The organism is Isoptericola sp. MSGPD8_1_ISO-PGPR-S23-394, from assembly GCF_058072785.1.
Genome location: NZ_CM176517.1, coordinates 1,412,018 through 1,437,755 on the forward strand (window position 1 = coordinate 1,412,018; position 25,738 = coordinate 1,437,755).

Here is a 25,738-nt window from a genome sequence, read left to right on the forward strand (position 1 = left end):
CTCGGGGGCATGACCACGACGTTCGACACCACACCGCCCACGACGCCCGGCTCCGCGCGACTGCAGCCGGACGCCGAGGTCGCAGCGGCCGTCCAGGACGTCGCCCGTCGTGCGCAGACCGCGTCGCGGGCGCTGGCCGTCGCCACCCGCGCCGAGAAGGACGCGACGCTCCACGCGGTCGCCGACGCGCTCGTGGCGGCGTCGGCGGAGATCGTGGCGGCCAACGCCGAGGACGTGACGCGCGGCCGCGAGAACGGCATGAGCGACGGCCTGCTCGACCGCCTCGCCCTCACCGGCGAGCGCGTCGTGGCGATCGCCGACGCCCTGCGCGAGCTCGCGGGGCTGCCCGACCCGGTGGGAGAGGTGGTGCGCGGCAGTACGTTGCCCAACGGGCTGCGGATGCGTCAGCTCCGGGTACCCATGGGGGTGGTCGGCATGATCTACGAGGCGCGTCCGAACGTGACCGTGGACGCCGCGGGCCTCGCGCTGAAGTCCGGCAACGCGGTCATCCTGCGCGGCGGCAGCGCGGCGGCGTCGTCCAACACGGTGATCGTGGACGTGATGCGCCGGGCGCTGGAGGCGCGAGGGCTGCCGGCGGACCTCGTGCAGTCGATCGACCGGTTCGGCCGGCCCGGCGGAGTGGCCCTCATGCAGGCACGAGGACTCGTCGACCTCCTCGTGCCGCGCGGGGGTGCGGACCTCATCCGGACCGTCGTGGAGCAGTCGACCGTGCCGGTCATCGAGACCGGCACGGGCAACGTGCACGTCTACGTCGATGCCACGGCGGACGTACCCACGGCGGTCGAGATCGTGATGAACGCCAAGACGCAGCGCGTCGGGGTGTGCAACGCGGCGGAGACGCTGCTCGTGCACGCCGACGTCGCCGAGAGGTTCCTGCCCGCCGCGCTGGCTGCGCTCAGCGGCGCCGGTGTCGTCTTGCACGGCGACGAGGGGACGCGCGCCCAGGCTCCCGAGAGCGTCGAGATCACTCCGGCGACCGACGAGGACTGGGCCACCGAGTACCTCGCGGCCGAGCTCGCGGTACGGGTGGTGGGTTCGTTGGACGAGGCGATCGAGCACATCCGCACGTGGAGCTCCGGGCACACCGAGGCGATCGTCACACAGGACCTCGCCGCGTCCGAGCGCTTCGTGGCCGAGGTCGACTCGGCCGCCGTCATGGTGAACGCCTCGACCCGGTTCACCGACGGCAACCAGCTCGGCATGGGCGCGGAGATCGGCATCTCCACCCAGAAGCTGCACGCGCGGGGGCCGATGGGGCTGGCCGAGCTCACCACCACCAAGTGGGTGGTGCACGGTGACGGTCACGTACGGCCCTGATCGTCCGTCGTGAGAGACTGTGCCCCGACCCGACCCGACCCGACCACCCTTGAGGAGCCACCGTGCTGCACACCGCCGTCCAGGTTGCCGAGGAAGCCGCCGAGCACGCGTCGACCGGGATCTCGCCCATCGTGCTGGGCGTGCTCGCCTTCGGTGGCTTCGTCGTGGCGCTGCTCGCGACGTTCGCATTCCGCAACGCCAGCAACAAGCACTGAGCGGTCCGCCGACCGGTGAGCCAGCAGCGTCGTCCCCGCATCGGGGTGATGGGTGGGACCTTCGACCCCATCCACCACGGTCACCTCGTGGCGGCGAGCGAGGCGGCCGCGCTGCTCGGCCTCGACGAGGTGGTCTTCGTCCCGACGGGCAAGCCCAGCTTCAAGCAGGAGACCCGCGTGTCCCCGGCCGAGCACCGCTACCTCATGACGGTGATCGCCACGGCGTCGAACCCGCGGTTCACCGTGAGCCGGGTGGACATCGACCGGCCGGGACTGACCTACACGGTCGACACGCTGCGGGATCTGCGTCAGGATCGTCCGGACGCCGACCTGTACTTCATCACGGGTGCGGACGCGATCGAACAGCTCCTGACCTGGAAGGACGCGGGGTCGCTGTGGGAGATGGCCCACTTCGTGGCCGTCACCCGGCCCGGCCACCGGCTCACGGTCGACGGACTGCCGCCGGAGGGCGTCACGACGCTCGAGGTGCCGGCGCTCGCGATCTCGTCCACGGACTGCCGTCGACGCGCGGAGGCGGGCCAGCCGGTCTGGTACCTGGTGCCGGACGGCGTCGTTCAGTACATCGCCAAGCACGGTCTGTATCGAGGTCTCGATGAGTGACAACACGTCCCGGCCGCTGACGCGCCGGGAGATCCGCGAACGCGAGCAGGCCGCCGCCGAGGCAGCGGCCCGGCAGGCTTCCCCCGGTGCCTCGGCACCTGTCCCCGGCGCGGGGCCGGCCGCCTTCGGCCGCGGTGCGCCCAGCGCGTCCTCGCCGCCGGCCGCGCCGCCGGGACCCGGTACCGGCGCGGCGCCCTCGCGGCGGTCCATGCGAGAGCAGCAGGGGCCGCCGCCCGCCCCGGCAGCTCCCTCGGCACCGACCGTCCGGCCCCCGTCGACGTCCGGTGGTGTCCGCGGGCTCGACGAGACCGGCCGGCTGGCACCCGTCCGCCGCACCGGCAGCGAGTCGAGCGCCTCCTCGGCCCCGTCGGCCTCCGCTCCGCCGGCACCGCCGAGGACGCCGACGCGCACCTCGATGCGACCGTCGTCACCGTTCTCGCCGGCCGAGAGCGGCTCCCCGACGTCGTCGCGTCCCGCGGCCGGTCCGGGGGGCCAACCGCCGCGCCCGCCGTTCGGTGGTGCGTCGTCCTCACGCGCCGGCTCGCCCCCGGCCGGACCGTCGGGCGCCGAACCCGTCCCCTCACCGTTCGACGGTGCGAGCCCCAGTCGCCGCTCGGCCTACGCCTCCGGCGCTCCGGCACCGACGAGGTCGCCGGCGACGCCGGCCCCCGCCCCGCCGACGCCGTCACGGAGCGCGCCGGCGTGGCCCGGTGCCCCGAGTCCGTCGGCAGGCGGCTCGGCGTCGGCGGCAGACCCCGACGCGACGGCTGTGGCTCCGGCGCTGCCCTGGGGCACCACAGGTCCGGGCGCTGCCGCACCCGGACCGGCGGCTCCTGAGCCGGCGCCGTCGCACCACGAGGCCGGAGCGTCGCCGTTCGCCGCCGTCGTCGGTCAGGGGCAGTCCGCGCGGATCGATCTCGCCCCCGACGCCGACGAGGACGAGGAATGGGACGAGGCGGAGCCGTCCTACACCTGGCTGCACTACATCGTGCTGGTCGTCGTGGCGTTCGTGCTGGGCCTGCTGCTGTGGAACCTGCTCCTCGACGGGCCGGGTGACGAGGACTTCGCCACCGAGGAGGCCGCCGCACCCGTCGCGACGTCCACCGCGGCGTCCGACCCGGGAGGACCGCGATGACCGCGACGGAACGGGCCGTCGACCTCGCGATCGTCGCGGCGCGTGCCGCCTCGGGCCGCAAGGCGCAAGAGATCATCGCCCTCGACGTCAGCGAGCAGCTCGTCCTCACGGACGTCTTCCTCATCGCCTCCGGGACCAACGAGCGCCAGGTGGTGGCCGTCGTCGACGCCGTCGAGGAGGCCATGCTCGCTGCCGGCGCCAAGGCGATCCGTCGGGAGGGCAAGGCCGAGGGGCGGTGGGTGCTGCTCGACTTCGGTGACGTCGTCGTGCACGTCCAGCACGCGGAGGACCGCGTCTACTACGCCCTCGAGCGCCTCTGGAAGGACTGCCCGGCCGTCGAGCTTCCCGAGGACGCGCGGGGCGGTGACGGTGCCGCGGCCCGTGCCGAGTTCGGCGAGAGCTCGTCGGACGGCACGATCCACCTCGGTGGGATGTGAGGCGAGCATGACGGCTGGAACCATCGTGCTGCTGCGCCATGGCCGCACCGCGTACAACGCGGCGATGCGGTTGCAGGGGCAGATCGACATCCCGTTGGACGAGGTGGGCCGCTGGCAGGCCGCCGAGGGGGCCGCAGCGCTCATCGCTTCGCACCGCGCGGCGCGGATCGTGTCCTCCGACCTGGTCCGTGCGGTGGACACCGCCAGCGCCTACGCGGCGCTCGTGGGCGCGCCGGTGGCCACGGACCCGCGGCTGCGCGAGCGGTCGTTCGGGCAGTGGGAAGGGCTCACGCCCGAGGAGATGGCGGCCGGGTGGCCCGCCGAGCGGGACGAGTGGCGCCGCGGCGGCGAGCCGCGCGGCATCGGGGCGGAGACCAAGGTCGAGGTGGCCGCCCGCATGGTCGACGCCGTCCTCGAGCACGCGGAGGATCTCAGCAGTGACGAGTGTCTCGTGGTGGTCTCCCACGGCGCGGCGATCTCGTTGGCCATCACGGGGCTGCTCGGGCTGGACGCCGCCGGCTGGCGCGGCATCTCCGGGATGAACAACGTGCACTGGTCCCACCTGCACCGATCCGCTCGAGGCGCGGTGCCCGAGTGGCGGCTCGTGGCCCACAACGTGGGTGCCGGCTACCCCTTGGACCGCTGGCAGGCGGGACCGCACGCGGATTTGGAGCCTGAACCGAAGTCTGCCTAAGATATCTCCGTTCCCGAGGGGCGCAAGCCCGCAGGAAGTGCACGAACATCCCGAATCCGACGCTCGCGTCAGGTTCACGGGGCTGTGGCGCAGCTGGTAGCGCATCTGCATGGCATGCAGAGGGTCAGGGGTTCGAGTCCCCTCAGCTCCACCGAAGAAGAACGACGAAGGCCCTGCCGCAAGGCGGGGCCTTCGTCGTGTCTCGGCCGCGGCGGAGCGGGCCCCCCGGGCTCAGGCCGGCCCGACGCGGGAAACCCTGTCCAGCGGAGCGCGGCGGGCAGGTGGCCCATGTCGTTGAACATCTCCAGGGCGGGTGGCTGGCCGGGTCGGACCTCGATGACGGTCAGCGCCGAGCCGGTCCCCGGCGGCGACCTCCCGGGCGCTGGCGGCCGCGCGGGGCAACGGCGAGTGTCAGACGGCATCGACCGGCACGTGCGCGCGCCTGCAGCCGAGGAGGCGAGCCTGCTCGCCCCCGACGTCCGTAAGCTCACCGAGGGCGTCAGGCTGGCCGTGCCGCGCGATCGTGCCGCGCGATGTCGACGGATCGTGTCGCCATGGTCGTCCGGGAGCGACTGCGGACCGCCCGGCCTCCTGCTCGCGTGGTGCGTGGTTCCGCCCTGGGTGTCAGGACAGCTCGAGGAGCACGGTGCCCACCGTGCCGTCGACGGTGACGGGACGTCCGTCGGGGATCGTGGTGGTGACGTCGCGGACCCCCAGGGCTGCAGGGATGCCCTGCTCACGCGCGACGATCGCGGCATGGCTGAGCGCTCCGCCGACCTCGGTGACGACGCCCGCCGCGACCCGGAACCGGGTGTGCCGACCAGGAGGCACCCCGGCGGATCAGGGACGGCGGTGTGCCAAGGGGGGAGTGGTGCGGTGATCGGTCTGGCCTGGAGCACCCAGAGCGTGGTGCCCGCGCGAGCCCACTCGATGTCCTGCGGTTGGCCGGAGCGAGTGGGTCGACGGCACCGGTATCGACTCCTGCCACCGCGTCTGGTGCCAACTGCACGAGGACCTGCTCGCCACGCTGGGCATCGATCGGCACGACGACACCTGAGCCGCGTCCGGTCGGCCCGAGCAGGGGCGGTCAGCCCTCGCGGATGGTCATCCTGGTGATGCGGTCTCCGTCGACGTCGAAGGTGAAGCTGCTGCGCCCGTTGGCGTGGTTGCTGCGCCAGTCGCCGACGACAGTGACGACGTCGCCGTCCTCCGAGATCTCCTCCGGGGTGAGGATGCCGCGGGCGCCGATGAACTCCTCGTCGCTCCATTCCTTGATGGCTGCGCGTCCGGTGAAGACGCGCCCCCAGTCGTCCACCGCTCCCTCCGGTGTGAACGCGTCGAGGAAACCGTCCTCGTCGTGATGGTTGACGGCGTCGATGAACGACGCGACGGGTGCGGGGATCTGCAGCTCGGTCATCGTGCCTCCTGCGGTCGTGGGCGTGGTGCCGACGGTACCGCCAGGCGCCGGACCCGGCCCGTCCGCCCGCTCCTTCGGCGGGACCGCGGCGGCGCGGGATGTCGGCGCGGTAAATCCTGGGTCGTATCTGTTGACAGCCCTGAGGGGGACACGTAGAAGTGGTCAATGGAGGCGTTCGAGAAGTGGGAATCCGAGATCCGCGGCTACAGCCGCACGTACCCGACGGTCTTCGCGTCGGCATCCAACGCCCGGCAGGTCGATGAGGCCGGACGCAGCTATCTGGACTTCTTCGCCGGCGCGGGAGTCCTGAACTTCGGTCACAACAACCCGCGCATGAAGCGCGCGATGATCGAGTTCCTCGAGGCCGACGGCGTGGCGCACAGCCTGGACATGGCAACCACGACCAAGCGCGACTTCATCGAGAAGTTCGTCGAGACCGTGCTGGTCCCGCGCGACATGACGATGAAGATGCAGTTCATGGGGCCCACGGGCACGAACGCCGTGGAGGCGGCGCTGAAGCTCGCCCGGCGGGTCACCGGCCGCCGCGACGTGGTGGCGTTCACGCACGGGTTCCACGGGATGACGCTGGGCGCGCTGGCCGCCACCGCCAACGACTACTTCCGCAACGCGGCGGGCGTGCCGCTGGACCACGTGGTGCGGCTGCCGTTCGACACGGCGCCCGGCGGGGGCGTGTCGCAGCTGGCGGACTTCCGGGCGCTGCTCACCGACGCGTCCAGCGGCTTCGTCCCACCGGCGGCGTTCCTCGTCGAGACGATCCAGGCCGAGGGCGGCGTCAACGTCGCGAGCGCCGAGTGGTTGCGGGCCGTCCAGGACCTGGCGCACGAGGTCGGCGCGCTGTTCATCATCGACGACATCCAGGTGGGGTGCGGCCGCACCGGCAGCTACTTCAGCTTCGACGGCATGGGTCTGGACCCCGACATCGTGTGCCTGGCGAAGGGGATCGGCGGGTTCGGGACTCCGCTGGCGATGAACCTGGCCAAGCCCGAGCACGACGCGCACTGGTCGCCCGGGGAGCACACCGGCACCTTCCGTGGCCAGGGGCTGTCGTTCGTGGCCGGGCGCGAGGCGCTGACGTACTTCGACGACGACGTGCTCATGGACGAGGTCCGGGCCAAGGGTGCCCGCATGGAGAGCGCGCTGCGCTCGCTCGCGGACGACGTCGGCGCCGGTGTCGACGTGCGCGGCCGCGGCATGATCCAGGGTCTCGACGTGGTCGACGGGGCCGTGGCGAAGGCCGTGGTGGCCGACTGCTTCGCCGCCGGCATGCTCATCGGTGCGTGCGGCAGCGGCGGTCGGGTGCTCAAGCTCATCCCGCCGCTGACGATCTCCGACGAGGACCTCGACGAGGGCCTCCAGATCCTCGACAAGGCAGTACGACACGCTCTCTGACCTGACCGCCGGGAGGCCGGGATGAACCCACGCGACGACATGACGTTCCCGTTCGAGGAGTATGAGCGGCGGGTCGGCGACCTGCGTCGACGCATGGCCGACCGGCTCCTGGACGCGGTGGTGATCACCGACCCCGAGAACCTCATGTACCTCACCGACTACCAGACGACGGGGTACTCGTTCTTCCAGGCGCTGGTCGTCCCGCTGGACGCCGAACCGTTCATGATCACGCGGGCGATGGAGGAGTCGAACGTCCACGCCCGTACCTGGGTCGAGAAGACCCGGCCCTACCCCGACACCGGGGACGCCATCCAGGGCCTCGTCCAGGCGATGCGTGAGTTCGGGTTGCACACCAAGGAGGTCGGGTACGAGCGCAACAGCTACTACTTCCCGGCCTACCACCAGGACTACATCCACGCGACGTTCACCGAGGGGCGCCTGCTCGACTGCTTCGGCATCGTCGAGGAGGGGCGGGTGTGCAAGTCGCCCGCCGAGATCGCGATCATGCGCAAGGCGGCCCAGGCGACGGAGGCCGGCATGCGCGCGGGTCTCGAGGCGTGCGCGGCCGGGGTGACGGAGAACGACATCGCCGCGGAGATCAGCTCGGCGATGTTCCGTGCGGGCGGCGAGTTCCCGGCCGTCATGCCGTACGTGACCTCCGGGCCGCGCAGCATGATCGGGCACGCGACCTGGGAGGGCCGGACGGTGCAGCCGGGCGAGCACGTCTTCCTGGAGGTGGGTGGGTGCTTCCGCCGCTACCACACCGCCATGATGCGTACCGCCGTCCTCGACGACCTCTCCGACTCGATGCTCGAGGCGCAGGAGCGGATGAAGCTGGCGCTCACCGAGGTCGAGGCGGCGATCCGCCCCGGCCTGACCGTCTCTGACGCGGACAACATCGTGCGCAGCATCATCAGCGACAACCGGGTGGGCGCCCGGCTGGTCACGCGGTCCGGATACTCGATCGGGATCGCGTTCCCGCCGAGCTGGGACGAGGGCTACATCGTCAGCCTGAACCAGGGGAACCCGGCGATCCTGCGCGAGGGCATGACCTTCCACATCCTGCCGTGGATGTGGGGCGTCGACGGGGACAAGACGGTCGGGATCTCCGACACCGTCCACGTCACGGCCGACGGCTGCCAGTCCTTCTTCACGCTCGACAAGGACTTCACCGTCAAGCCGGAGCACGCCGCCGCCTCGGTGTCGCAGGAGCACGAGCACGAGCACGAGCACGAGGGCGCCACGCCCATCCGTCCCGAAGTCGCCTGAGAGGAGCACCCATGCTCACTGTGATCGACCCCAGCACCGGCGAGGTCGTCCGCGAGGTGGAGCCGGCCGACGCCGCCCGGACGGAGGCGGTGCTCGAGGCGGCCGAGTCCGCCCGGAGCGGCTGGGCGGCCCGGGGCCTCGACGGTCGCGGGGAGGTGCTCCGTGCGGTCGCCGCCCGCCTGCGCGCGCAGGTGGAGGACCTGGCACCGCTGATGACCGAGGAGATGGGCAAGCCCGTCCGCGAGGCGCGCGGGGAGGTCGAGAAGGCGGCCTGGTGCTTCGAGCACTACGCGGACCACGGTGCCGGGTACCTCGCACCGCAGACGATCGAGTCCGACGCGACCCACAGCTACGTGCAGCACCTGCCGCTCGGGACGGTGCTGGGCGTGCTGCCGTGGAACGCACCGTTCTGGCTGGCGGCCCGGTTCGCCGCACCGGCGCTGATGGCGGGCAACACCTGCGTGATGAAGCACGACCCGCACGTCCCGGGGTGCGCCCGGGCGATCGCCGAGGTGGTCGCCGCCGAGCTGGCGGCGGCGGGGGCGCCGGCGGGGGTGTTCGCGGACCTGCCGCTGGAGACCCCGGCGGTGGCCGACGTCATCCGGGACCGCCGCATCGACGCGGTCTCGTTCACGGGGTCGGCGAAGGGCGGCGCCGCGGTCGCGAGCGTGGCGGCCGGCGAGATCAAGCCGACGGTCCTCGAGCTCGGCGGCTCCGACCCGTGCATCGTGCTCGCCGACGCCGACCTGGACGCCGCGGCCGACACCATCACGCTGTCCCGCATCATCAACGCCGGGCAGTCGTGCATCGCCGCCAAGCGCATCATCGTCGAGTCGTCGGTCTACGACGAGCTGGTCGAACGTCTGCGGCTGCGGCTCGAGAAGCTGACCGTGGGCGACCCGCGCTCGGAGGGCACCGACGTCGGGCCGATCGCGCGCGCCGACCTGCGCGAGGGGCTGCACCGGCAGGTCACCGAGACCGTCGACGCCGGGGCCCGCCTGCTGCTGGGTGGAGAGCTGCCGGAGGGTCCCGGCTACTACTACCCCGTGACGCTGCTGGCTGACGTCACCGAGTCCATGACGGCGTGCCGCGAGGAGACGTTCGGGCCGGTGATGGTCGTGATGCAGGCGGCGGACGACGAGGCGGCGCTCGCGATGGCGAACCGGACCGACTACGGCCTGGCGGCGTCGGTCTGGTCGACACCGGAGCGGGGTGAGGCGATGGCCGGCCGGATCGCCGCCGGACAGGTCGCGGTGAACGGCATCGTCAAGACCGATCCGCGTCTGCCGAGCGGCGGGATCAAGGGGTCCGGCTACGGCCGCGAGCTCGGGCCGCACGGGATCCGTGAGTTCGTCAACGCCCAGCAGGTGTGGGTCGGGCCTCGGCGCGGCTGAACGGGCACGGCTGAACCGGCACGGAACCCACGGCGGTCAGGGCTTGGGCACGCTCGTCACGGTGGTCAGCAGGAACACGGAGTCCTCGAGCGCCAGCACGGCATGCCGGTCGTGGGTGAGGACGCGCAGCTCGCCGGCCGAGATCTCGTCGTGCCCGTCGGCCACGGTGACGCGCAGCCGGCCGCGGAGCACGAGCACCGAGGCTGCCGGCGGCGCGTTGTGCGCGCCGAGCTCCGTGCTCTCCGCCAGGGCCAGGACGGTCTGGCGGAGCGTGCCGTCGTGGACCAGGACCTCGGCGCTGCGCCCGTTCTCGGCGGCACGGGCCTTCGCGAGGTGGACCGAGGTCAGGGCCTCGAGGTTGGACATGGTCCCTCCGTTCGTCGCCGCCCTTGGATGCTATCCGCCTTCCGCCGGACGCGGCAGCCGGGCGAGACCGTGTCTCGGGAGCCGTGTCGGCCTCGTCCTGCCGGGAGACACCGGGTAGGTTGCAGGAGTTTCGACCACAGGAGGTCCGAGCCCGTGCTGATCGGTGTCCCACGCGAGTCACGTCCCGGTGAGCGGCTCGTCGCCGGCACCCCCGCCACCGTCGAGAAGCTCGTCGCCCGGGGGTACGACGTCGTCGTCGAACAGGGCGCGGGGGAGCGCGCGAGCTGGCCGGACGAGGCGTACGTCGCGGCGGGTGCGCGCCTCGGCGATCGCGGCCAGGTCTGGGCCGCCGACGTCGTCACCTGCGTCAACGCGCCGTCGGGCGACGAGCTGGACCTCCTGCGCCCCGGTGCGGTGCTGGTCTCCCAGCTCGCGCCGGCGGCGCGACCCGAGCTGACGGACGCCCTGGCCGAGCGCCACGTGACGGCGCTCGCGCTCGACGCCGTGCCCCGCATCTCCCGGGCGCAGGCGCTCGACGTCCTGTCCGCGCAGTCCAACGTGGCGGGATACCGCGCCGTGGTGGAGGCGGCGGAGGAGTACGGAGGCATGTTCACCGGTCAGGTGACAGCGGCCGGGACGACGACCCCGGCGACGGTCTTCGTCATCGGTGCGGGGGTGGCGGGGCTCGCGGCGATCGGCACCGCGTCGTCGCTCGGTGCCCGGGTCCGGGCCTTCGACGTGCGCCCCGAGGTGGCCGAGCAGATCGAGTCCCTCGGCGCCACGCCGGTCCAGGCGGCGGGCGCGGCCCAGGAGGTCAGTGCCGACGGGTACGCGAGCGTGCTGAGCGAGGACCAGGAGGTCGCGACGCGCCGGACCTACGCCGTGGAGTCGGCCGCGGCGGACGTCGTCATCACCACTGCCCTGGTACGGGGCACCGCACCGACGACGATCACCGCCGAGATGGTCGCCGCGATGCGGCCCGGGTCCGTGATCGTGGACCTCGCGGCGCCAGGAGGCGGGAACTGCGAGCTCACGGTGCCGGGCGAACGGGTGGTGAGCGACAACGGCGTCGTCGTGCTCGGCTACACGGACCTGCCGGGGCGCATGCCGCAGCACACGTCCCAGCTCTTCGGCACGAACGTCGTCAACCTCGTCACGCTCCTGACACCGGCGGGGGACGGTCACCTGGTGATCGACCTCGACGACGCCGTCGTGCGGGGCATGACGCTCACCCGGGACGGCGAGGTGCTCTGGCCGCCGCCGCCGGTCCAGGTCTCGGCCGCGCCGCCCGCACCCGCGCCCGAGCCGCCGTCACCCGGGCCGAGCCCGGAGGAGCTGGCTGTCGCGCAGCGGGCGCGGTCTCGCCGCCGCGGTGTGCTCACCGTCGTCGCCGCGGTCCTGGCCGGGCTCGCGATCGCGGCCTCGCCGCCCGACGCCGTCGGCCACGTCACGGTGTTCGCCCTCGCCGTCGTGGTGGGTTTCTACGTCATCTCCGCAGTCACGCACGCGCTGCACACACCGCTGATGGCCCAGACGAACGCGATCAGCGGCATCATCCTGGTCGGCGCGCTGCTGCAGATCGGCGTCGACGACTGGCTGGTCACGTCCCTGGCCGTCGTCGCCGCCACGCTGGCGTCGATCAACGTGTTCGGCGGGTTCCTCGTCGCGAACCGCATGATCCGCATGTTCCGCAAGGACGCGGCCGGTGTCGTGGCCACGGGGGAGGTGGCCCGATGACGGTGCTGTCGGTCGTGCAGGCCACCTACGTGATCTCCGGGATCCTGTTCATCGGTTCGCTCGCCGGCCTGTCCCGCCAGGAGTCCGCCCGGCGCGGCAACGTGCTGGGCATGCTCGGCATGACCCTGGCGCTGGTGGCCACCGTGGCCCTGGCCCTCGAGCGGTCCGAGCGTCCGTGGCAGGTCACGGCCGGTCTGATCCTCGTGGTGCTCGTCGTCGGCGCGACCGTGGGCACGTGGCGCGTGCGCAAGGTCGAGATGACGCAGATGCCGGAGCTCATCGCGCTCCTGCACTCCTTCGTCGGCCTGGCGGCGGTGCTGGTCGGGTTCGGGTCGTACCTCACGGAGCCGGCCTCGGACACGGTGCACCTGGTCGAGGTCTTCCTGGGGATCCTCATCGGCGCCGTGACCTTCACCGGGTCGATCGTCGCGAACCTCAAGCTGGCGGCACGGATCCGCTCCGCGCCGCTGCGGCTGCCCGGCCGCAACCTCGTCAACCTCGGCCTGGTCCTCGCGGCGGCGGCCCTGCTCGCCTGGTTCCTGACCGCCTCGGGCACGGGGTCGGACGCCCAGGCGCTCACCGCGCTGGTGCTCGTAGCCGTCGTGGCGCTGGCGCTGGGCTGGCACCTGGTGGCCTCCATCGGCGGCGGTGACATGCCGGTCGTGGTCTCGATGCTCAACTCGTACTCCGGCTGGGCCGCCGCCGCGGCGGGCTTCATGCTCGGCAACGACCTGCTCATCATCACCGGCGCGCTGGTCGGGTCGTCCGGCGCGATCCTGTCGTACATCATGTGCCGCGCGATGAACCGGTCGTTCGTCTCGGTGATCCTCGGGGGATTCGGGACCGAGCCCGGGACGGTCGCCGCCGGCGTCGAGGGCGAGCACCGCGAGACCTTCGCGGCGGACGTCGCCGCGCAGCTCACGGCGGCGTCGTCGGTGGTCGTCGTGCCCGGCTACGGGATGGCCGTGGCCAAGGCGCAGTACCCGGTGGCCGACCTCACCGAGAAGCTCCGGGCCCGCGGGGTGCAGGTCCGGTTCGGGGTGCATCCTGTGGCGGGCCGGCTCCCCGGGCACATGAACGTCCTCCTGGCCGAGGCCAAGGTGCCCTACGACGTCGTGCTCGGCATGGACGAGATCAACGGCGACCTGCCGGACACCGACGTCGTCCTCGTCATCGGGGCCAACGACACGGTCAACCCCGCGGCCCAGGACGACCCGGGCTCACCGATCGCCGGCATGCCCGTGCTCGAGGTGTGGAAGGCCCGCGAGGTGGTCGTGTTCAAGCGGTCCATGGCGACCGGCTACGCCGGGGTGCAGAACCCGCTGTTCTTCCGGGAGAACACTGCCATGGTCTTCGGCGACGCGAAGGACCAGGTGGAGATGATCATCCAGGCGCTGTGACCGGCGTCGGCGCTACCCTCGGGCGATGACCAACCGCACGCACGGACCCCTGTTCGCCGTCGTCGGCCCGGGCGCGGTCGGCGGACTCGTCGCCGCGTTCCTGCAGCGCGCCGGGCACGAGGTCGTGCTCGTCGGCCGGCCGGGGACCGCCCGGCGGGTGTCGGAGCACGGCCTGGAGATCGTCACGGACCGCTACGGCGACTGGCACGCCCCGCTGCGGGCGACGACGACGGTGCCCCGTGGTGCGTGCGTGCTCGTGGCGGTCAAGGCCGAGGGGCTCGCCGCCGTCGTCGGGTCCGTCGCGGCGGCCCGTCCGCGGGAGGTGCTCTCGTTGCTCAACGGCGTGGAGCACATGGCGACGCTGCGTGGCGCCCTCGCGGCGGACGACGACGGCGGGAACCGTGCTGCGACGGCCGTGGCGGGGGCGTCCTACGCGGGCGAGACGCTGCGCACCGGCTCCGGCCCCGACACGGCGATGACCGTGCGCCACCGGGGCGACCTGCTGCGGATCACCGTCCCGGCGGCCGCGGCCGACCTGGACGTCGTCCGGGCGCTGCGCGACACCGACATCGAGGTCGCGACGGCGGGCAGCGAGGCCGAGGTGCTGTGGTCGAAGCTGCGGTTCCTGGCCCCGTTGGCGCTGCTGACGTCGGTGCACCGCACGGGCATCGGCGCGGCCCTGGAGGCCGACCCGGCCCTCACCGACGACGTGCTCGGCGAGGTGGCCGCGGTGGCGACGGCCGAGGGGGTGGCCACGACACCCGACGACCTGCGGGCGATCCTGGGTGGCTTCCCGCCGACGATGCGGTCGTCGCTGCAGGCCGACCTGGCCGTCGGCCGGCTCGGCGAGCTCGACGCGATCGGGGGAGCGGTGGCCCGGTGCGGGGCGCAGCGCGGTGTGCCCACCCCGACGATCGAGCGGACGGTCGACCTGCTGCACGGCAGCGTCGGCTGACCGACCGAGCGCTCAGGAGCGGGAGTCGGCGCGGGACTCGTAGACGCTGGCCGGGACCACACCGCCGTTGCGGGCGGCGAGCTCCGCGGCGGACAGCTCGGACGCCGCGTCCGCCGTGGTGTCGATCTCGCGCGCGTCGGCCGGGACCCCGTCGAGGCTCGGCATCATCGTGGCGAGCTGGGGGCGCCACCGCGTGAAGCGGTCCGGGAAGCACCGGGACATCAGGTCCACCATCGCGGAGACGGCGGTCGAGGCGCCGGGGGAGGCGCCGAGGAGCCCCGCGATCGAGCCGTCGGCGGCCGAGACGATCTCGGTGCCGAACTGCAGGACGCCCTTGCCGTCGGCGTCGCGCTTGATCACCTGCACACGCTGTCCCGCGGTGATGGTCTCCCAGTCCTTGGGGTGTGCCGTGGGCATGAACTGCTGCAGGGCGTGGAACTTGGTCTCGGGTGCGGCGACGAGCTGGCCGACGAGGTACTGGGTCAGGTCGAGGTTCTTCAGGCCCGCGCCGAGCATCGAGGTGAGGTTGTGCGCGCGCAGCGACGTGACCAGCCCGAGGTACTTGCCCTTCTTGAGGTACTTGGGGCTGAACCCGGCGTACGGGCCGAACATCAGGTAGCTCTTGCCGTCGACGACGCGGGTGTCCAGGTGCGGCACGGACATCGGCGGCGCGCCGACGTCGGCCTTGCCGTAGACCTTGGCCTGGTGCTGGGCGACGAGCTCCGGGTCGTCGGTGCGCAGGAACTCGCCGGAGATCGGGAAGCCGCCGAAGCCCTTGATCTCCGGGATGCCGGCCGACTGGAGCAGCGGCAGGGCGCCGCCACCCGCACCGACGAACACGAAGCGGGCCTTGAGCGTGGACATCCGCTGCGGGGCGTTCCACGAGCGGTCCTTGACGCGCAGGCGCCAGCCGCCGTCGCGGGTGCGCTTCAGCGAACGGACCTCGTGCTGGAGCTGGAGCTCGGCGCCGTTCGCGACGAGACCGTCGACGAGCTGGCGGGTGAGGTTGCCGAAGTCGACGTCGGTGCCGGCGGCGGACCGCGTCGCGGCGATGGGCTCGTCCGCGTCGCGCTCGGTGGTGAGCAGCGGTGCCCAGCGGCCGATCTCGGCCCGGTCCGTCGAGAGCTCGAGGTCGCGGAAGAGCGGGTGCGCGCTGAGCGCCTCGTGGCGACGGCGCAGGTACTCGACGTTCTTCGTGCCGCGCACGAACGTCATGTGCGGGGTCCGGCTGACGAACGAGGAGTCCGCGAGTCGGCCGGTGGCGAGCAGGTGGTTCCAGAGCTCGCGCGAGGTGTGGAACTGCTCGTTGATCGTCACCGCCTTGGAGACGTCGATCGTGCCGTCCGGTTTCTCGGGCGTGTAGTTCAGCTCGCAGAGCGCGGCGTGCCCGGTGCCGGCGTTGTTCCACGGGTTGGACGACTCGAGCGCGACGTCGTCGAGACGCTCGATGATGCGGATCGACCATGTCGGCTCGACCTGCTGGATCAGCGTCCCGAGGGTGGCGCTCATGATGCCGCCGCCGATGAGGACGACGTCGACGGCGTCGGGTGAGCCGTTGCTGGAGGCCGTAGCACGCGTAGTCACCCGGCCATGCTACGACGCTGGTGAAAAGTGTCACAAAGAATGAGAGCAAGGTCACAGGGCCTCTGACCTGCAGTGATGCAGGTCACATCACGCGTCGACGTGTGGCCAGGTCAGCGGCTCAGGGCCACAGCAGCTCCTTGGTCCAGGTCGGTCGGTGCGGGTCGCCGGTGCGGTAGCGCACGCGCGTCTGGCCCGTCCCGGTGCCGGACTGCCAGAACTCGACCTCGACGGGGGCGAGGTGCCACGCGGTCCAGGTCGGGGCGACCAGGTCGGGTGCGGCGCGGACCCGGTCCAGCGCCTCGGCCCACGCGGCGCGCTGCTCCTCCAGGTCGCGCAGCACCTGGCTCTGACGGCCGACGAGCCCGGCCGCGCGCGAGGCGTCGGGGCGGGCGCGGAAGTCCTCGGCGCCGGCGTCGGGGTTCGCGGTCACCGGGCCGCTCAGGCGCACCTGTCGCCCGGTCTCCCGCCACAGGAAGGTCAGGGCCGCCCGCGGATCGGCCGTCAGGTCCGCTCCCTTGGGGCTCGTGGCGTGCCCGGCGAACCACCAGCCCTCGGTGGTGAGGTCCTTAAGGATCACCGTGCGTGCGTGCACCGCGCCGTGGCCGTCCGACGTCGACAGGGTCATCGCCTGCGGGGCCGTCGCTCCGGCGGCGACGGTCTCGTCGAACCACTGCTCGAACAGCCGGTGCGGCGTCGGGGGCAGGTCGTCGAGGTTCTCGACCTCCCAGGCGGGCAGCCCCTCGGGGAGCACGGGCAGGGCGCGCAGACGCTCTCGGAACGTGGTCACGGGTCCTCCGGTGCGGCGGCTCGTCGAGGCTCGCGGTCCGCGAGCATCGCGACGACCATACCCACCTCGCCTGCCGCACCTGCCGCACCTGCCTCACGGTGTGCCGGCAGTCCGTGCGACCGGTTGTGGCCCGCGCCAGTGGGCGGAAGGATGTCACCGACCGCCCGGGCGACAGGAGGACCGAGATGAGGGACGAGCCCGGCGCCGCGCCGGTCCGCACCGAGGGCGGCCGGATCGCCCGCAGGCCCGGCACCGGCGAGTTGGCGTCGGTCGCGTCGCTGTTCCCCCCGGAACCACCACCGACGAGAGCGCGCGACCTGATGGACCGTCTCGACGCGCGTCGCGTCCAGACGGCGTTGCTCGCCGCCGCACTGATCCTCGCGCTGGTCGCCTCGGTCGGCGTCGCCGTGCTCTGGTCGGCCAACCGCAAGCTCGCCGGCGAGGTCGAGTCCGCCGTCGCCCAGGCGGAAGCCGTGCGGACGGAGTCGGCGCAGCTGCGCGCCACGATCGAGGAGGGCCCGGACCTCGAGACGGTCGACGCGCTCGCGGGGCGCGTCGAGAACGTCGAGGCATGGACCGGGTTGCCCGCCGACGGCGCCGCCGGGACGGCGGACCTGCAGACGCGGCTGCTCGAGGTCTCGAACGTGATCGACAGCCTCGAGACGAACCTGCAGGACGGCCTCGGCACGGTCCGCAGCGACCTCGCGAGCGTCCGTGCCGACCTGGACGGCGGCCAGGACGCCCCCACCGTCGCCGACCTCGACGCCCTGCGCCAGGAGCTCGACGGGCTCCGTGCCGCCGTGGACGGTGTGCGACAGGACGTCGGCACCCTGTGCTGGGCGCTCGCCTACCGCACCGACGTCGCGGCCTCCTGCTGAACGTGCCTCAGAAGTAGTCGCGCACGTGCACGTCTCCGCCGCACCACAGGGCGTCCCACACCCGGTCGTGGCCCGACGGCCCGGACAGGTGGCCCGCCAGGCGCAGGCTCGCGGTCGAGGCGGCGCCGGCGTAGCTGACGGCGAGCCCGGCCGAGGTGAAGGTCGGCCGGTCGGGCGACCCCGCCGTCGGCGCACGCCCCGTGTCCGCGTGGAGGTGCGCCACGCCGTCGCCGTCGGCGACCAGCGTCCACGCGCCCTCGAGGTCGGGGGTCCGCGGGTCGACGACGGCGAACGGCACGCGGGCCTCCAGCGGCGGCAGGTGCGCGGAGCCCAGCGCACCGGCGACGTCCAGCAGCCGCAGCATGTACGGGCGGCTCGTGGTGGTCGCCGTGTGGTCGGGCAGCACCAGCCGGCTCGGGTCCGCCCCCGTCCAGCCGCCCGACGTCGAGAGCTGCACCGCGCCGGCCACCGTCGTGAACGACCCCACCACGCGCCACAGGGCCCGCGCGGCGTCCGGGGTGAGGGCGACCAGGTCGTCGACCTCGAGGCTGCCCGTCCCGTCGTGCGCCGAGCCCCGGGTCCAGCTCACGAAGCCCTGCACGCCCCCGTCGGGGCCGACGGCGAGGCTGACCCCGGTGTAGGGCGAGTCGGGACCGAACAGCTCGTCGGACTCGGCGGTGAAGGGCTTCTCCGCCCGGGTGAGCGGACCGTTCTGCCCGGCTGCCCACGTGGCGTACACGGCCCGGACCTCCTTGAGGTCGGCGGGGGTGGCGCGCCGGGTGCGCACCCCGCTCGTCGGCGGTCGCACCGCGGCGAGCGCCGACATCGGCAGCCTGACCTCGTCGTACGAGCCGATCACCTCGTACCCGAGCCCGCGGTAGATCCCGGCCGCGCTCGGGTAGAGGGTCGAGACCACCTCGCCCTGCTCGCGTGCCTCGGTGAGCGCGGCGTCGAACAGCGGCCGGATCACGCCCTCGCCACGCCGTTCCGCGGCGACGGTCACCCCGGCGAACCCGGCCGTCGGGACCGCGGCACCGTGGAACCACGAGGTGAAGTGCCGCACGCCGAGCACGGCGACGAGCTCCGCCCCGTCCCAGGCCGACCAGGGGCGTACGTTCGGCGACGGCCAGGAGTCCGGGTCGGGGTCGGGGGCACGGGCCGTGGGGACGCCGAAGGCCTCGTCGCCGAGCCGTCGTGCCGCACGGACGTCGGCGAAGGTGGAGCGTCGGATGTCGAAGGTCACGCCATCACGCTAGCGACCCGCGGGCCGGAGTGTCGCGGGCGTCACGCCACGGATGGCCGTGGACACCGCGCGGTCGTAGCGTGACGGGCGTGGACTCGCCCCTCCAGCGACGGGTGCTGCTCGTCGCGATCCTCGCCTCGTTCGTGTCGTTCCTCGACGGCACCGTGGTCAACGTGGCGTTGCCGGCGATCGCCGACGAGCTCGGCGGACCGGGCGAGGCGGGACTCACGCTCCAGCAGTGGGTGGTGGACGGCTACCTCGTCACTCTGGGGTCCTTCATCCTCCTGGCCGGGTCGTTGTCCGACGTGCTGGGACGGCGTCGCGTGCTGTTCGTCGGACTGGTCGGCTTCGCGGTGTCGTCGGCCCTGTGCGCGCTCGCTCCGACCGGCCCCGTGCTCGTCGCCGCGCGGCTGGCGCAGGGCGTGGCCGGTGCGCTGCTCGTCCCGAGCTCCCTGGCGATCATCATCTCGTCGTTCGACGGCCCGGCGCAGGCCCGCGCGATCGGTCGGTGGACCGCCTGGACCGGGACGGCGATGATCGTCGGCCCGTTCGTCGGGGGAGGGCTCGTCGACCTGGTCTCGTGGCGGTGGGTCTTCTGGATCAACCTGCCCGTGGTCGCCCTGACCCTCGTGCTGCTGCGCCGGGTACCGCCGTCGGGCCGTACGGTGGGGCGGCGCCTCGACCTGCCGGGGGCCGCGCTCGCCGCCCTGGGCCTGGCCTGCGCCGTGCTGGGGCTCATCGAGGAGATCTGGCTCGCGGTCGGCGTCGGCGTCGTGCTGCTCGTGGCGTTCGTCCTCGTCGAGCGCCGGACGCCGGACCCGATGCTGCCGCTGCGCCTCTTCGCGGTGCGGAACTTCGCCTGGGGCAACCTCGCCACGGCGGCCGTCTACGGAGCGCTGGCGTTCGGCGGGTTCGTGCTGTCCCTGTTCCTGCAGCAGGTCGCCGGGTACTCGGCGACCGCGGCGGGCGTGGCCCAGCTCCCGACGACGTTCGCGATGCTCGCGCTCTCGACGCGCTTCGGGGCGCTCGCGGGCCGTTACGGCGCGCGGTGGTTCATGACCGTGGGGCCGGTGGTCGCCGGGTGCGGGTTCCTGCTCATGCTCACCATGGACGCCGACGCCGACTACCTCACCCAGGTGCTGCCCGGGATCCTGGTGTTCGGTCTTGGTCTCGCGATCACCGTCGCGCCGTTGACCGCGGCGATCCTCGGGGCCGTGCCGCCGTCCGACGCCGGGATCGCCTCCGCCGTGAACAACGCCGTCTCCCGGGTCGCGGGACTGGTCGTGATCGCCTTCGCCGGTGTCATCGTCGGCGGTGTGCTCGACGTGGACTCCTTCCACCGGGCGCTCGTGGTGACCGCGGCGCTCCTGGTGGCCGGTGGCCTGGTCAGCATGGTGGGCATCCGCGACGACCGCACGGAGCGGTCGGCGCGGGTGAAATGACCCGGCCGGCGCGCTGACCGGCCCTTCCGTGGAGCAGCCGTGTGCCGTCGACGGTTACGGTCGAGCGATGACCGAGGACGAGATCATCGCGGGTGTCCGGCTCTGCCGGCCGGACGGGTCGCTGGACCCCGCCGCGGTGGGGTGGACCCGCGCCGCGCTGCACGACACCTCGGGCATCGGCCGTGGACGGCGCGGGCGGGACAAGCGGTGGGAGTACTGGGGGATCATCACCCCGACGCACGTCGTCGGGGTGACCACCGCCGCCCTCGACTACGCCGCCCTGCACCAGGTGTACGTGCTCGAGCGGTCCACCGGCATCGAGACGGACGAGGTGGTCGTCGCGCCCCTGTCCGGCACCGTCGAGCTGCCCGCCACCCTGGGCGAGGGGCGGGTCCGCGCGCGCACCCGCCGGGTCGAGATCGCGGTCGACGACGCCGACGAGGACGCCGGCGGACCGTCCGGTACCCCGGGGACCCGGCTGCGGGCGCGGACCGCGGACGTCGAGCTGGACGTCGTCGTGGACCGGCCGGACGGCCACGAGGTGCTGGGCGTCGTCGTCCCCTGGTCCCCACGACGCTTCCAGTACACGCTCAAGGACGTCGGTCGCCCGGTGCGCGGGACGTTGCGCGTCGACGGCGTCCTGCACGAGATCGGCACGCCGGCGTGGGCCGTGCTGGACCACGGCCGTGGCCGCTGGCCGTACTCGGTCGCCTGGCAGTGGGGCGTGGGGAACGGCGCGGTGCGGGACGCCTCGGGGCGCGACCGCCGGCTCGGCCTGCAGCTCGGGGGGGCGTGGACCCGCCACGGCCCGACCACGGAGAACGCGCTGTTCGTCGACGGCCGGCTGGACAAGGTCCACGACGAGCTGGAGTGGTCGTTCGACCGGCACGCCTACCTGCGTCCCTGGCGGGTGCGGGGGGAGCGGATGGACCTGTCGTTCGCCCCCTTCTTCGACCGTGTGAGCCGCACGAACCTCGGGGTCGTCGCGTCGGCGACGGACCAGTGCTTCGGCAGCTGGTCGGGCTGGGTCACGACCGACGCCGGGGAACGGCTGGACGTGCACCGGATCGAGGGCTGGGCGGAGGACGTCCGCCAACGGTGGTGACGGCGCGTCACCCGGCCTCGTCGTCGGTCGGGTTGCAGCGTGCGGCGAGCACGGCCACCAGGCCGACGTCGGGACGCCAGGGCTCGAGGTTCCACGTCTCCTTGTCCGGGGCGCCCAGGACGTGGCAGGTGAGCTGGTCGCGCATCGTCGCGGAGTCGACGGCGGGGTCCGCCGCCACCAGCTCGGCCAACACGAGCTCCTCGCCCGCGCCGCCGGCGGTGCGCGCCCAGCCGGACGGGGCGACGGCGAGCGACCGGCCGCCCTCACGGTCGCCCCAGGAGGCGGCCTCGACCGCGCGGCTCCCCAGGACCATGGTCGACGTGGCCGGGTCGTCGGCATCGAGCCGCACGCTTCCGCCGTCCGCCGCGGCGAGGCGGGCGCCACCGGACGGTGCCGTCAGGGCCGCGACCGGCGTGCCGTCGTCGTCGTGGACGGTGACCGTCCCGTCGCCGTTGACGACGAGCGACCCGGAGTCCACGGCCAGGGACACCGGCGACCGGGGCCCGACGTCCACGGTGAGCGCGGTGGCGTCGTCGCCGGCGGTCACCTCGGCCGGCCGCACGGTGGTGACGACGAGGCCCACCTCGCCCGACCGGACCACCTCGCTGACGGGTGTCACCGAGGGCTCGGGCGCCGGGGCCGGTGCGGGCGAGGTCGACGCGGGCGAGGTCGACGCGGGCGGGGGCGACGCGGGCGGGGGCGCAGGTGCGCCGGTCCCGCCGTCGTCGGGGGTGCAGGCGGCGAGCGCGCCGACCAGTGCGAGCAGAAGGGCGACCGGCGGCTGACGGGTGTCCCGGGACGGGCGACGGCTGGGCACGTGACCAGTCTGCGCCACCGTGCCCGTCCGGACGGTGAGCAGCCCCTGGGAATTTCGGTGAGGTTCGCCTAACCTCACCCTATGAGTGCCTACAGGGGTCGCAGACCGGTCGAGCCGCACGTCCTGGTCGCCGAGGTGGTGTCCACCAAGCGCCTGTCGCCGAACCTGACCCGTGTCACGCTCGGCGGCGAGGGGCTCGCGCAGCTCACCCTCGGGGGCCACGACCAGTGGTTCCGGCTCTTCCTCCCGCGCCCCGGCCAGGACGCCATGCGGCTGCCGACCCGGACCTCGGGCCTCGGCTGGTACGCGCAGTACCTCGCCACCCCGCGCTCCCGGCGCCCGTGGGTGCGCAGCTACACGATCCGGGCCGCCCGCCCCGACCTGCACGAGATCGACGTCGACTTCGTCGTGCACGGCGGTGAGCCGGACGAGCCGCACGGCCCGGGCACCACCTTCGCCGAGACGGCCCTGCCCGGTGACGTCGTCGGCATCCTCGACCAGGGCATCGGCTACAACCCTCGCCACGAGCACGACTGGACGCTGCTCGTGGCGGACGAGTCGGGGCTGCCCGCCGTCGCGGGGGTCTGTGAGTCGCTGGCCGACGACGCCCGTGGCCTCGCGGTCGTGGAGGTGCCGACGGCGGACGACCGGCAGGACTTCCGCGTCCCGGACGGCGTCGAGCTGCTCTGGGTGGAACGGGACCGAGCGGACCCTGCTGCGGTCCCGGGGCAGGCCGCGCTCGCCGTCGTCCGGGACGCACGGTTCCCGGCCGGTGCCGTCTACGCCTTCGCGGCCGGGGAGTCCGGGCTCGCCACCGGTGTGCGCCGGCACCTGGTCAACGACCGGGGCGTCCCCAAGGCCCACGTCGACTTCGTCGGGTACTGGAAGCACGGCCGGGCAGCCCAGAGCTGACCCTGGACCGTCGGTCAGACCCGCACGACGATCTTGCCGCGCACGTGCCCGCCCTCGCTGGCGCGGTGCGCCGCGGCGGCGTCCGCGAGCTCGTAGGTCTCGGCGACCTCGACGCGCAGCGTCCCGGCGTCGAACATCGCGGCGAGGTCGTCCAGGTCGCTGGTCGACGGACGCACCCACACATACTGCCCGCCGTGCTCGTCACGCGCTGCCGGGTCGGTGATCGAGGTGATCGTCCCGCCGTCGGCCAGCACCGCGGCGGAGGTCGCCACGGCGTCGCCGCCCACGTAGTCCAGCGCGACGTCGACGCCGTCGGGCGCCAGCTCGCGCACCCGGCCGGCGAGGCCGTCGCCGTAGGTCACCGGGTCCGCGCCGAGGGATCGCAGGAACGCGTGGTTCGGCTCGCTCGCGGTGCCGATCACCCGGGCTCCGAGCGAGCGGGCGATCTGCACCGCGAAGGCGCCCACGCCGCCCGCCGCGGCGTGGACCAGCACGGTGTGTCCGTCCCGGACGCCGGAACGCCGGATCGTCTGCAGCGCGGTGAGGCCCGCCAGGGGGACGGCCGCCGCCTCCTCGAACGTCAGGGAGCGCGGCTTGCGCGCCAGCGTGCGGACGGGCGCGGCCACCAGCTCGGCGAACGTGCCGCCGTGCACGACGTCGGTGCGCACGTACCCGTAGACCTCGTCGCCCACCTGGAGCTCCGGCGTGTCGAGTCCCACCTGCTCCACGACGCCCGCGACGTCCCAGCCCGGGACGACGGGGAAGTGGGCGTCCAGCAGCCCCTCCAGGTAGCCCTGGCGGACCTTCCAGTCGACCGGGTTGACGGAGGCGGCGCGGACACGGACCACCACGGCGTCCGCCCCGGGGTGGGGGTCGGGCTGCTCGGTGAGCTCGAGGACGTCGGCGTCGCCGTACCGGCTGTAGGTGATTGCTCGCATGCCAGGGGCAACCGGCGACCCGGCCCGGCCATTCCGAGCCCCCGCCCGCCTGCCGTCGTCGCCGATCTCGATCCGGACCCATCCGGGGGCGGCAGGCCTCCGAACCCCCGACAGGTCGCGAACGTCGTGGCCTGGAACGAAGGGAACGATCATGAAGGCACGCACCCGCGCCGCGCTCGTCGCGCCGGCCCTCTCGCTCGCCGGACTGCTCGCCGTCACCGGCCCGGCCTCGGCCGCGGACGGTACCGCCCAGGGTGACCTCACGCCCGTCCCGCTCAACGGTGTGGACGGCAGCGGCGAGGCGATGGTCTGGGTCGAGGGCACGACCCTCACCGTGGAGTTCGCGGCCTCCGGCCTGCTCGCCGGCAGCCCGCACGCCGCCCACCTGCACTACGGCGAGGACGCCACGAACCAGTGCCCCGTCGAGAGCGACGACGCCGACGACTCGGGCACGATCACCACGTCCGAGGGCGTCCCGTCCTACGGCTCGGTCCAGGTCTCCCTGACCACCGAGGGCGACACGTCGGGCGACTCGGCGCTCGCCGTCGACCGGTTCGACACCGCCGAGGGCGGCGAGATCGACTACCAGCGCGGTGAGATCGAGGTCTCCCAGGACCTCGCGGACGACATCCTCGCCGGTGACGTCGCCCTCGTCGTGCACGGCGTCGACCACGACGGCAGCGGTGCATACGACGGCGACACCGAGTCGGACCTCGACCCGTCGCTGCCGGCCGAGGCCACCGACCCGGCGCTGTGCGGCATCCTCGCCGCCTCGCAGATGGACGAGATGCCGGCCGGTGGCGTGGCGACCGGCACCGGCGGCACCGCCGGGACCGAGAACCTCGGGCTGATCGCCGGTGGCGGCGTGGCGCTCCTCGCGGGTGCCGGCCTGACCGCCGGTCTGGTCGCCCGCCGTCGGACCGTGAGCCAGGACTCCTGATGGTCGGCCGACGCGCGACCGTCGTCCTCGCCGCCGGGCTGCTGCTCGGCGGTGGGACGGCGGTCGCCGTCGGGCTGGGTACGCAGGAGCCGGCACCCGTGCCGGCACCGGTGGAGGGGACGACGGCAGCTGAGCCGTCGGCGCCCCCGGCCCCGTCCCGCTCCGCGCCGCCCGAGGCGCTGCCCGGCCCGAGCACCTCCCCGAGCCGTGCCGCCGAGCCCGTCGCGCCGTCCGACGAGCCGACCCCCGAGGAGCGCAGCGCTCCGCCCGAGCGGGTGCGGATCCCGGCGATCGACGTCGACTCGCGGCTGCTGCACCTGGGCCTGAACGACGACGGCACGATCGAGGTCCCGGCGGGCGAGGACATCGACCGCGCCGCCTGGTTCGACGGGTCACCGCGGCCCGGCGACCGGGGGCCGGCGGTCATCGAGGGACACGTCGACAGCCCGAACGGCGAGTCGGTCTTCTACCACCTGTCCACGCTGGAACCGGGGCAGAAGGTGCACGTCGACAGGGAGGACGGCACCACGGTCACCTTCGAGGTCGACCGCGTCGAGGCGTACGACAAGGACGAGTTCCCGACCCGGCGCGTGTACGCCAACACCGAGGGTCCCGAGCTGCGTGTCATCACGTGCGGCGGAGCCTGGGACCCGGCGGCGGGCCACTACGAGGACAACACCGTCGTGTACGCCCACTCGGTGTGA

26 protein-coding genes and 1 tRNA gene are annotated in these 25,738 nt (G+C 73.3%); 19 read left to right on the top strand and 8 right to left on the bottom strand.

Annotation, left to right across the window (positions count from 1 at the left end; genetic code table 11):
* The first annotated feature begins 9 nt into the window (after positions 1–9).
* From AC3RJ8_RS06250 to AC3RJ8_RS06280, 7 genes are all read left to right on the top strand, one after another.
* Positions 10–1,338, top strand: a complete 1,329-nt coding sequence (locus tag AC3RJ8_RS06250; protein ID WP_489715047.1) for a glutamate-5-semialdehyde dehydrogenase — start codon at positions 10–12, stop codon at positions 1,336–1,338.
* A gap of 62 nt (positions 1,339–1,400) precedes the next feature.
* On the top strand, positions 1,401–1,553 hold the full coding sequence (locus AC3RJ8_RS06255) for a hypothetical protein (RefSeq protein WP_489715048.1): 153 nt from the start codon (positions 1,401–1,403) through the stop codon (positions 1,551–1,553).
* Between the two features lie 15 nt (positions 1,554–1,568).
* Positions 1,569–2,174 (top strand): nicotinate-nucleotide adenylyltransferase, encoded by a 606-nt coding sequence (gene nadD / locus AC3RJ8_RS06260; RefSeq protein ID WP_489715049.1) that lies wholly within the window; start codon positions 1,569–1,571, stop codon positions 2,172–2,174.
* Complete coding sequence (locus tag AC3RJ8_RS06265) at positions 2,167–3,309, top strand: hypothetical protein (RefSeq protein WP_489715050.1); 1,143 nt, start codon at positions 2,167–2,169, stop codon at positions 3,307–3,309. The genes nadD and AC3RJ8_RS06265 overlap by 8 nt, the downstream gene beginning before the upstream one ends.
* Entirely contained in the window at positions 3,306–3,746 is a 441-nt protein-coding gene (gene rsfS / locus AC3RJ8_RS06270) for a ribosome silencing factor (protein ID WP_407317285.1), read from the top strand. Before AC3RJ8_RS06265 ends, rsfS begins: the two co-directional genes overlap by 4 nt.
* A 7-nt stretch (positions 3,747–3,753) precedes the next feature.
* Positions 3,754–4,440 carry a histidine phosphatase family protein gene (locus AC3RJ8_RS06275; protein WP_489715051.1) on the top strand — a complete coding sequence of 229 codons (687 nt, stop codon included), beginning with the start codon at positions 3,754–3,756 and terminating at the stop codon, positions 4,438–4,440.
* 78 nt (positions 4,441–4,518) lie between these two features.
* Positions 4,519–4,591, top strand: a tRNA-Ala gene (locus AC3RJ8_RS06280).
* Positions 4,592–5,064: 473 nt separating this feature from the next.
* Here the strand turns inward: AC3RJ8_RS06280 and AC3RJ8_RS06285 are convergent.
* Both AC3RJ8_RS06285 and AC3RJ8_RS06290 read right to left on the bottom strand, forming a co-directional pair.
* A complete protein-coding gene (locus tag AC3RJ8_RS06285; protein ID WP_489715052.1) occupies positions 5,065–5,271 on the bottom strand; it encodes a PEP-utilizing enzyme in 207 nt (68 codons plus the stop codon).
* A gap of 256 nt (positions 5,272–5,527) precedes the next feature.
* Complete coding sequence (locus AC3RJ8_RS06290) at positions 5,528–5,857, bottom strand: nuclear transport factor 2 family protein (protein ID WP_489715053.1); 330 nt, start codon at positions 5,855–5,857, stop codon at positions 5,528–5,530.
* A 165-nt stretch (positions 5,858–6,022) separates the two neighbouring features.
* On the opposite strand from AC3RJ8_RS06290, the gene AC3RJ8_RS06295 reads away from it, so the two are divergent.
* Genes AC3RJ8_RS06295 through AC3RJ8_RS06305 form a run of 3 tightly spaced genes read left to right on the top strand, consistent with a single transcriptional unit; the run spans position 6,023 to position 9,930 of the window.
* Positions 6,023–7,267 (top strand): aspartate aminotransferase family protein, encoded by a 1,245-nt coding sequence (locus AC3RJ8_RS06295; protein WP_489715054.1) that lies wholly within the window; start codon positions 6,023–6,025, stop codon positions 7,265–7,267.
* A 21-nt stretch (positions 7,268–7,288) separates the two neighbouring features.
* A complete protein-coding gene (gene doeA, locus AC3RJ8_RS06300; RefSeq protein WP_489715055.1) occupies positions 7,289–8,536 on the top strand; it encodes an ectoine hydrolase in 1,248 nt (415 codons plus the stop codon).
* 11 nt (positions 8,537–8,547) lie between these two features.
* Positions 8,548–9,930 carry an aldehyde dehydrogenase family protein gene (locus tag AC3RJ8_RS06305; RefSeq protein WP_489715056.1) on the top strand — a complete coding sequence of 461 codons (1,383 nt, stop codon included), beginning with the start codon at positions 8,548–8,550 and terminating at the stop codon, positions 9,928–9,930.
* A 36-nt stretch (positions 9,931–9,966) separates the two neighbouring features.
* On the opposite strand, the gene AC3RJ8_RS06310 is transcribed toward AC3RJ8_RS06305, so the two are convergent.
* Positions 9,967–10,296 (bottom strand): cupin domain-containing protein, encoded by a 330-nt coding sequence (locus AC3RJ8_RS06310; protein WP_489715057.1) that lies wholly within the window; start codon positions 10,294–10,296, stop codon positions 9,967–9,969.
* 153 nt (positions 10,297–10,449) lie between these two features.
* Between AC3RJ8_RS06310 and AC3RJ8_RS06315 the strand changes: the two genes are divergently transcribed.
* From AC3RJ8_RS06315 to AC3RJ8_RS06325, 3 genes are read left to right on the top strand one after another with little or no spacing between them, the layout of a single operon-like run.
* On the top strand, positions 10,450–12,033 hold the full coding sequence (locus AC3RJ8_RS06315) for a Re/Si-specific NAD(P)(+) transhydrogenase subunit alpha (protein ID WP_489715058.1): 1,584 nt from the start codon (positions 10,450–10,452) through the stop codon (positions 12,031–12,033).
* Entirely contained in the window at positions 12,030–13,433 is a 1,404-nt protein-coding gene (gene pntB / locus AC3RJ8_RS06320) for a Re/Si-specific NAD(P)(+) transhydrogenase subunit beta (protein WP_489715059.1), read from the top strand. The genes AC3RJ8_RS06315 and pntB overlap by 4 nt, the downstream gene beginning before the upstream one ends.
* A 25-nt stretch (positions 13,434–13,458) precedes the next feature.
* A complete protein-coding gene (locus AC3RJ8_RS06325) occupies positions 13,459–14,388 on the top strand; it encodes a ketopantoate reductase family protein (protein WP_489715060.1) in 930 nt (309 codons plus the stop codon).
* A 12-nt stretch (positions 14,389–14,400) separates the two neighbouring features.
* Here the strand turns inward: AC3RJ8_RS06325 and mqo are convergent, their stop codons facing one another.
* Together mqo and AC3RJ8_RS06335 are read right to left on the bottom strand one after the other, a co-directional pair.
* Positions 14,401–15,972: a malate dehydrogenase (quinone) gene (mqo, locus tag AC3RJ8_RS06330; RefSeq protein WP_489715061.1), complete on the bottom strand. Its 1,572-nt coding sequence runs from the start codon at positions 15,970–15,972 to the stop codon at positions 14,401–14,403.
* Between the two features lie 118 nt (positions 15,973–16,090).
* Entirely contained in the window at positions 16,091–16,759 is a 669-nt protein-coding gene (locus tag AC3RJ8_RS06335) for a pyridoxine/pyridoxamine 5'-phosphate oxidase (RefSeq protein ID WP_489715062.1), read from the bottom strand.
* A 185-nt stretch (positions 16,760–16,944) separates the two neighbouring features.
* On the opposite strand from AC3RJ8_RS06335, the gene AC3RJ8_RS06340 reads away from it, so the two are divergent.
* Entirely contained in the window at positions 16,945–17,637 is a 693-nt protein-coding gene (locus tag AC3RJ8_RS06340) for a hypothetical protein (RefSeq protein ID WP_489715063.1), read from the top strand.
* Between the two features lie 7 nt (positions 17,638–17,644).
* Here AC3RJ8_RS06340 and AC3RJ8_RS06345 read toward each other — a convergent pair whose 3' ends face one another.
* A complete protein-coding gene (locus AC3RJ8_RS06345) occupies positions 17,645–18,880 on the bottom strand; it encodes a GNAT family N-acetyltransferase (protein ID WP_489715064.1) in 1,236 nt (411 codons plus the stop codon).
* An 89-nt stretch (positions 18,881–18,969) separates the two neighbouring features.
* On the opposite strand from AC3RJ8_RS06345, the gene AC3RJ8_RS06350 reads away from it, so the two are divergent.
* Together AC3RJ8_RS06350 and AC3RJ8_RS06355 are read left to right on the top strand one after the other, a co-directional pair.
* Positions 18,970–20,322, top strand: coding sequence for an MFS transporter (locus AC3RJ8_RS06350; RefSeq protein ID WP_489715065.1), 1,353 nt, complete (start codon positions 18,970–18,972; stop codon positions 20,320–20,322).
* Between the two features lie 67 nt (positions 20,323–20,389).
* A complete protein-coding gene (locus AC3RJ8_RS06355) occupies positions 20,390–21,427 on the top strand; it encodes a DUF2804 domain-containing protein (protein ID WP_489715066.1) in 1,038 nt (345 codons plus the stop codon).
* A 7-nt stretch (positions 21,428–21,434) separates the two neighbouring features.
* On the opposite strand, the gene AC3RJ8_RS06360 is transcribed toward AC3RJ8_RS06355, so the two are convergent.
* Positions 21,435–22,244, bottom strand: coding sequence for a DUF2599 domain-containing protein (locus AC3RJ8_RS06360; RefSeq protein WP_489715067.1), 810 nt, complete (start codon positions 22,242–22,244; stop codon positions 21,435–21,437).
* Between the two features lie 81 nt (positions 22,245–22,325).
* On the opposite strand from AC3RJ8_RS06360, the gene AC3RJ8_RS06365 reads away from it, so the two are divergent.
* Positions 22,326–23,156: a siderophore-interacting protein gene (locus tag AC3RJ8_RS06365; RefSeq protein WP_489715068.1), complete on the top strand. Its 831-nt coding sequence runs from the start codon at positions 22,326–22,328 to the stop codon at positions 23,154–23,156.
* Positions 23,157–23,170: 14 nt separating this feature from the next.
* Here AC3RJ8_RS06365 and AC3RJ8_RS06370 read toward each other — a convergent pair whose 3' ends face one another.
* On the bottom strand, positions 23,171–24,094 hold the full coding sequence (locus AC3RJ8_RS06370) for an NADP-dependent oxidoreductase (protein WP_489715069.1): 924 nt from the start codon (positions 24,092–24,094) through the stop codon (positions 23,171–23,173).
* A 151-nt stretch (positions 24,095–24,245) separates the two neighbouring features.
* On the opposite strand from AC3RJ8_RS06370, the gene AC3RJ8_RS06375 reads away from it, so the two are divergent.
* Together AC3RJ8_RS06375 and AC3RJ8_RS06380 are read left to right on the top strand one after the other, a co-directional pair.
* Positions 24,246–25,034: a hypothetical protein gene (locus AC3RJ8_RS06375; protein WP_489715070.1), complete on the top strand. Its 789-nt coding sequence runs from the start codon at positions 24,246–24,248 to the stop codon at positions 25,032–25,034.
* Positions 25,034–25,738, top strand: a complete 705-nt coding sequence (locus AC3RJ8_RS06380) for a class F sortase (protein ID WP_489715071.1) — start codon at positions 25,034–25,036, stop codon at positions 25,736–25,738. Before AC3RJ8_RS06375 ends, AC3RJ8_RS06380 begins: the two co-directional genes overlap by 1 nt.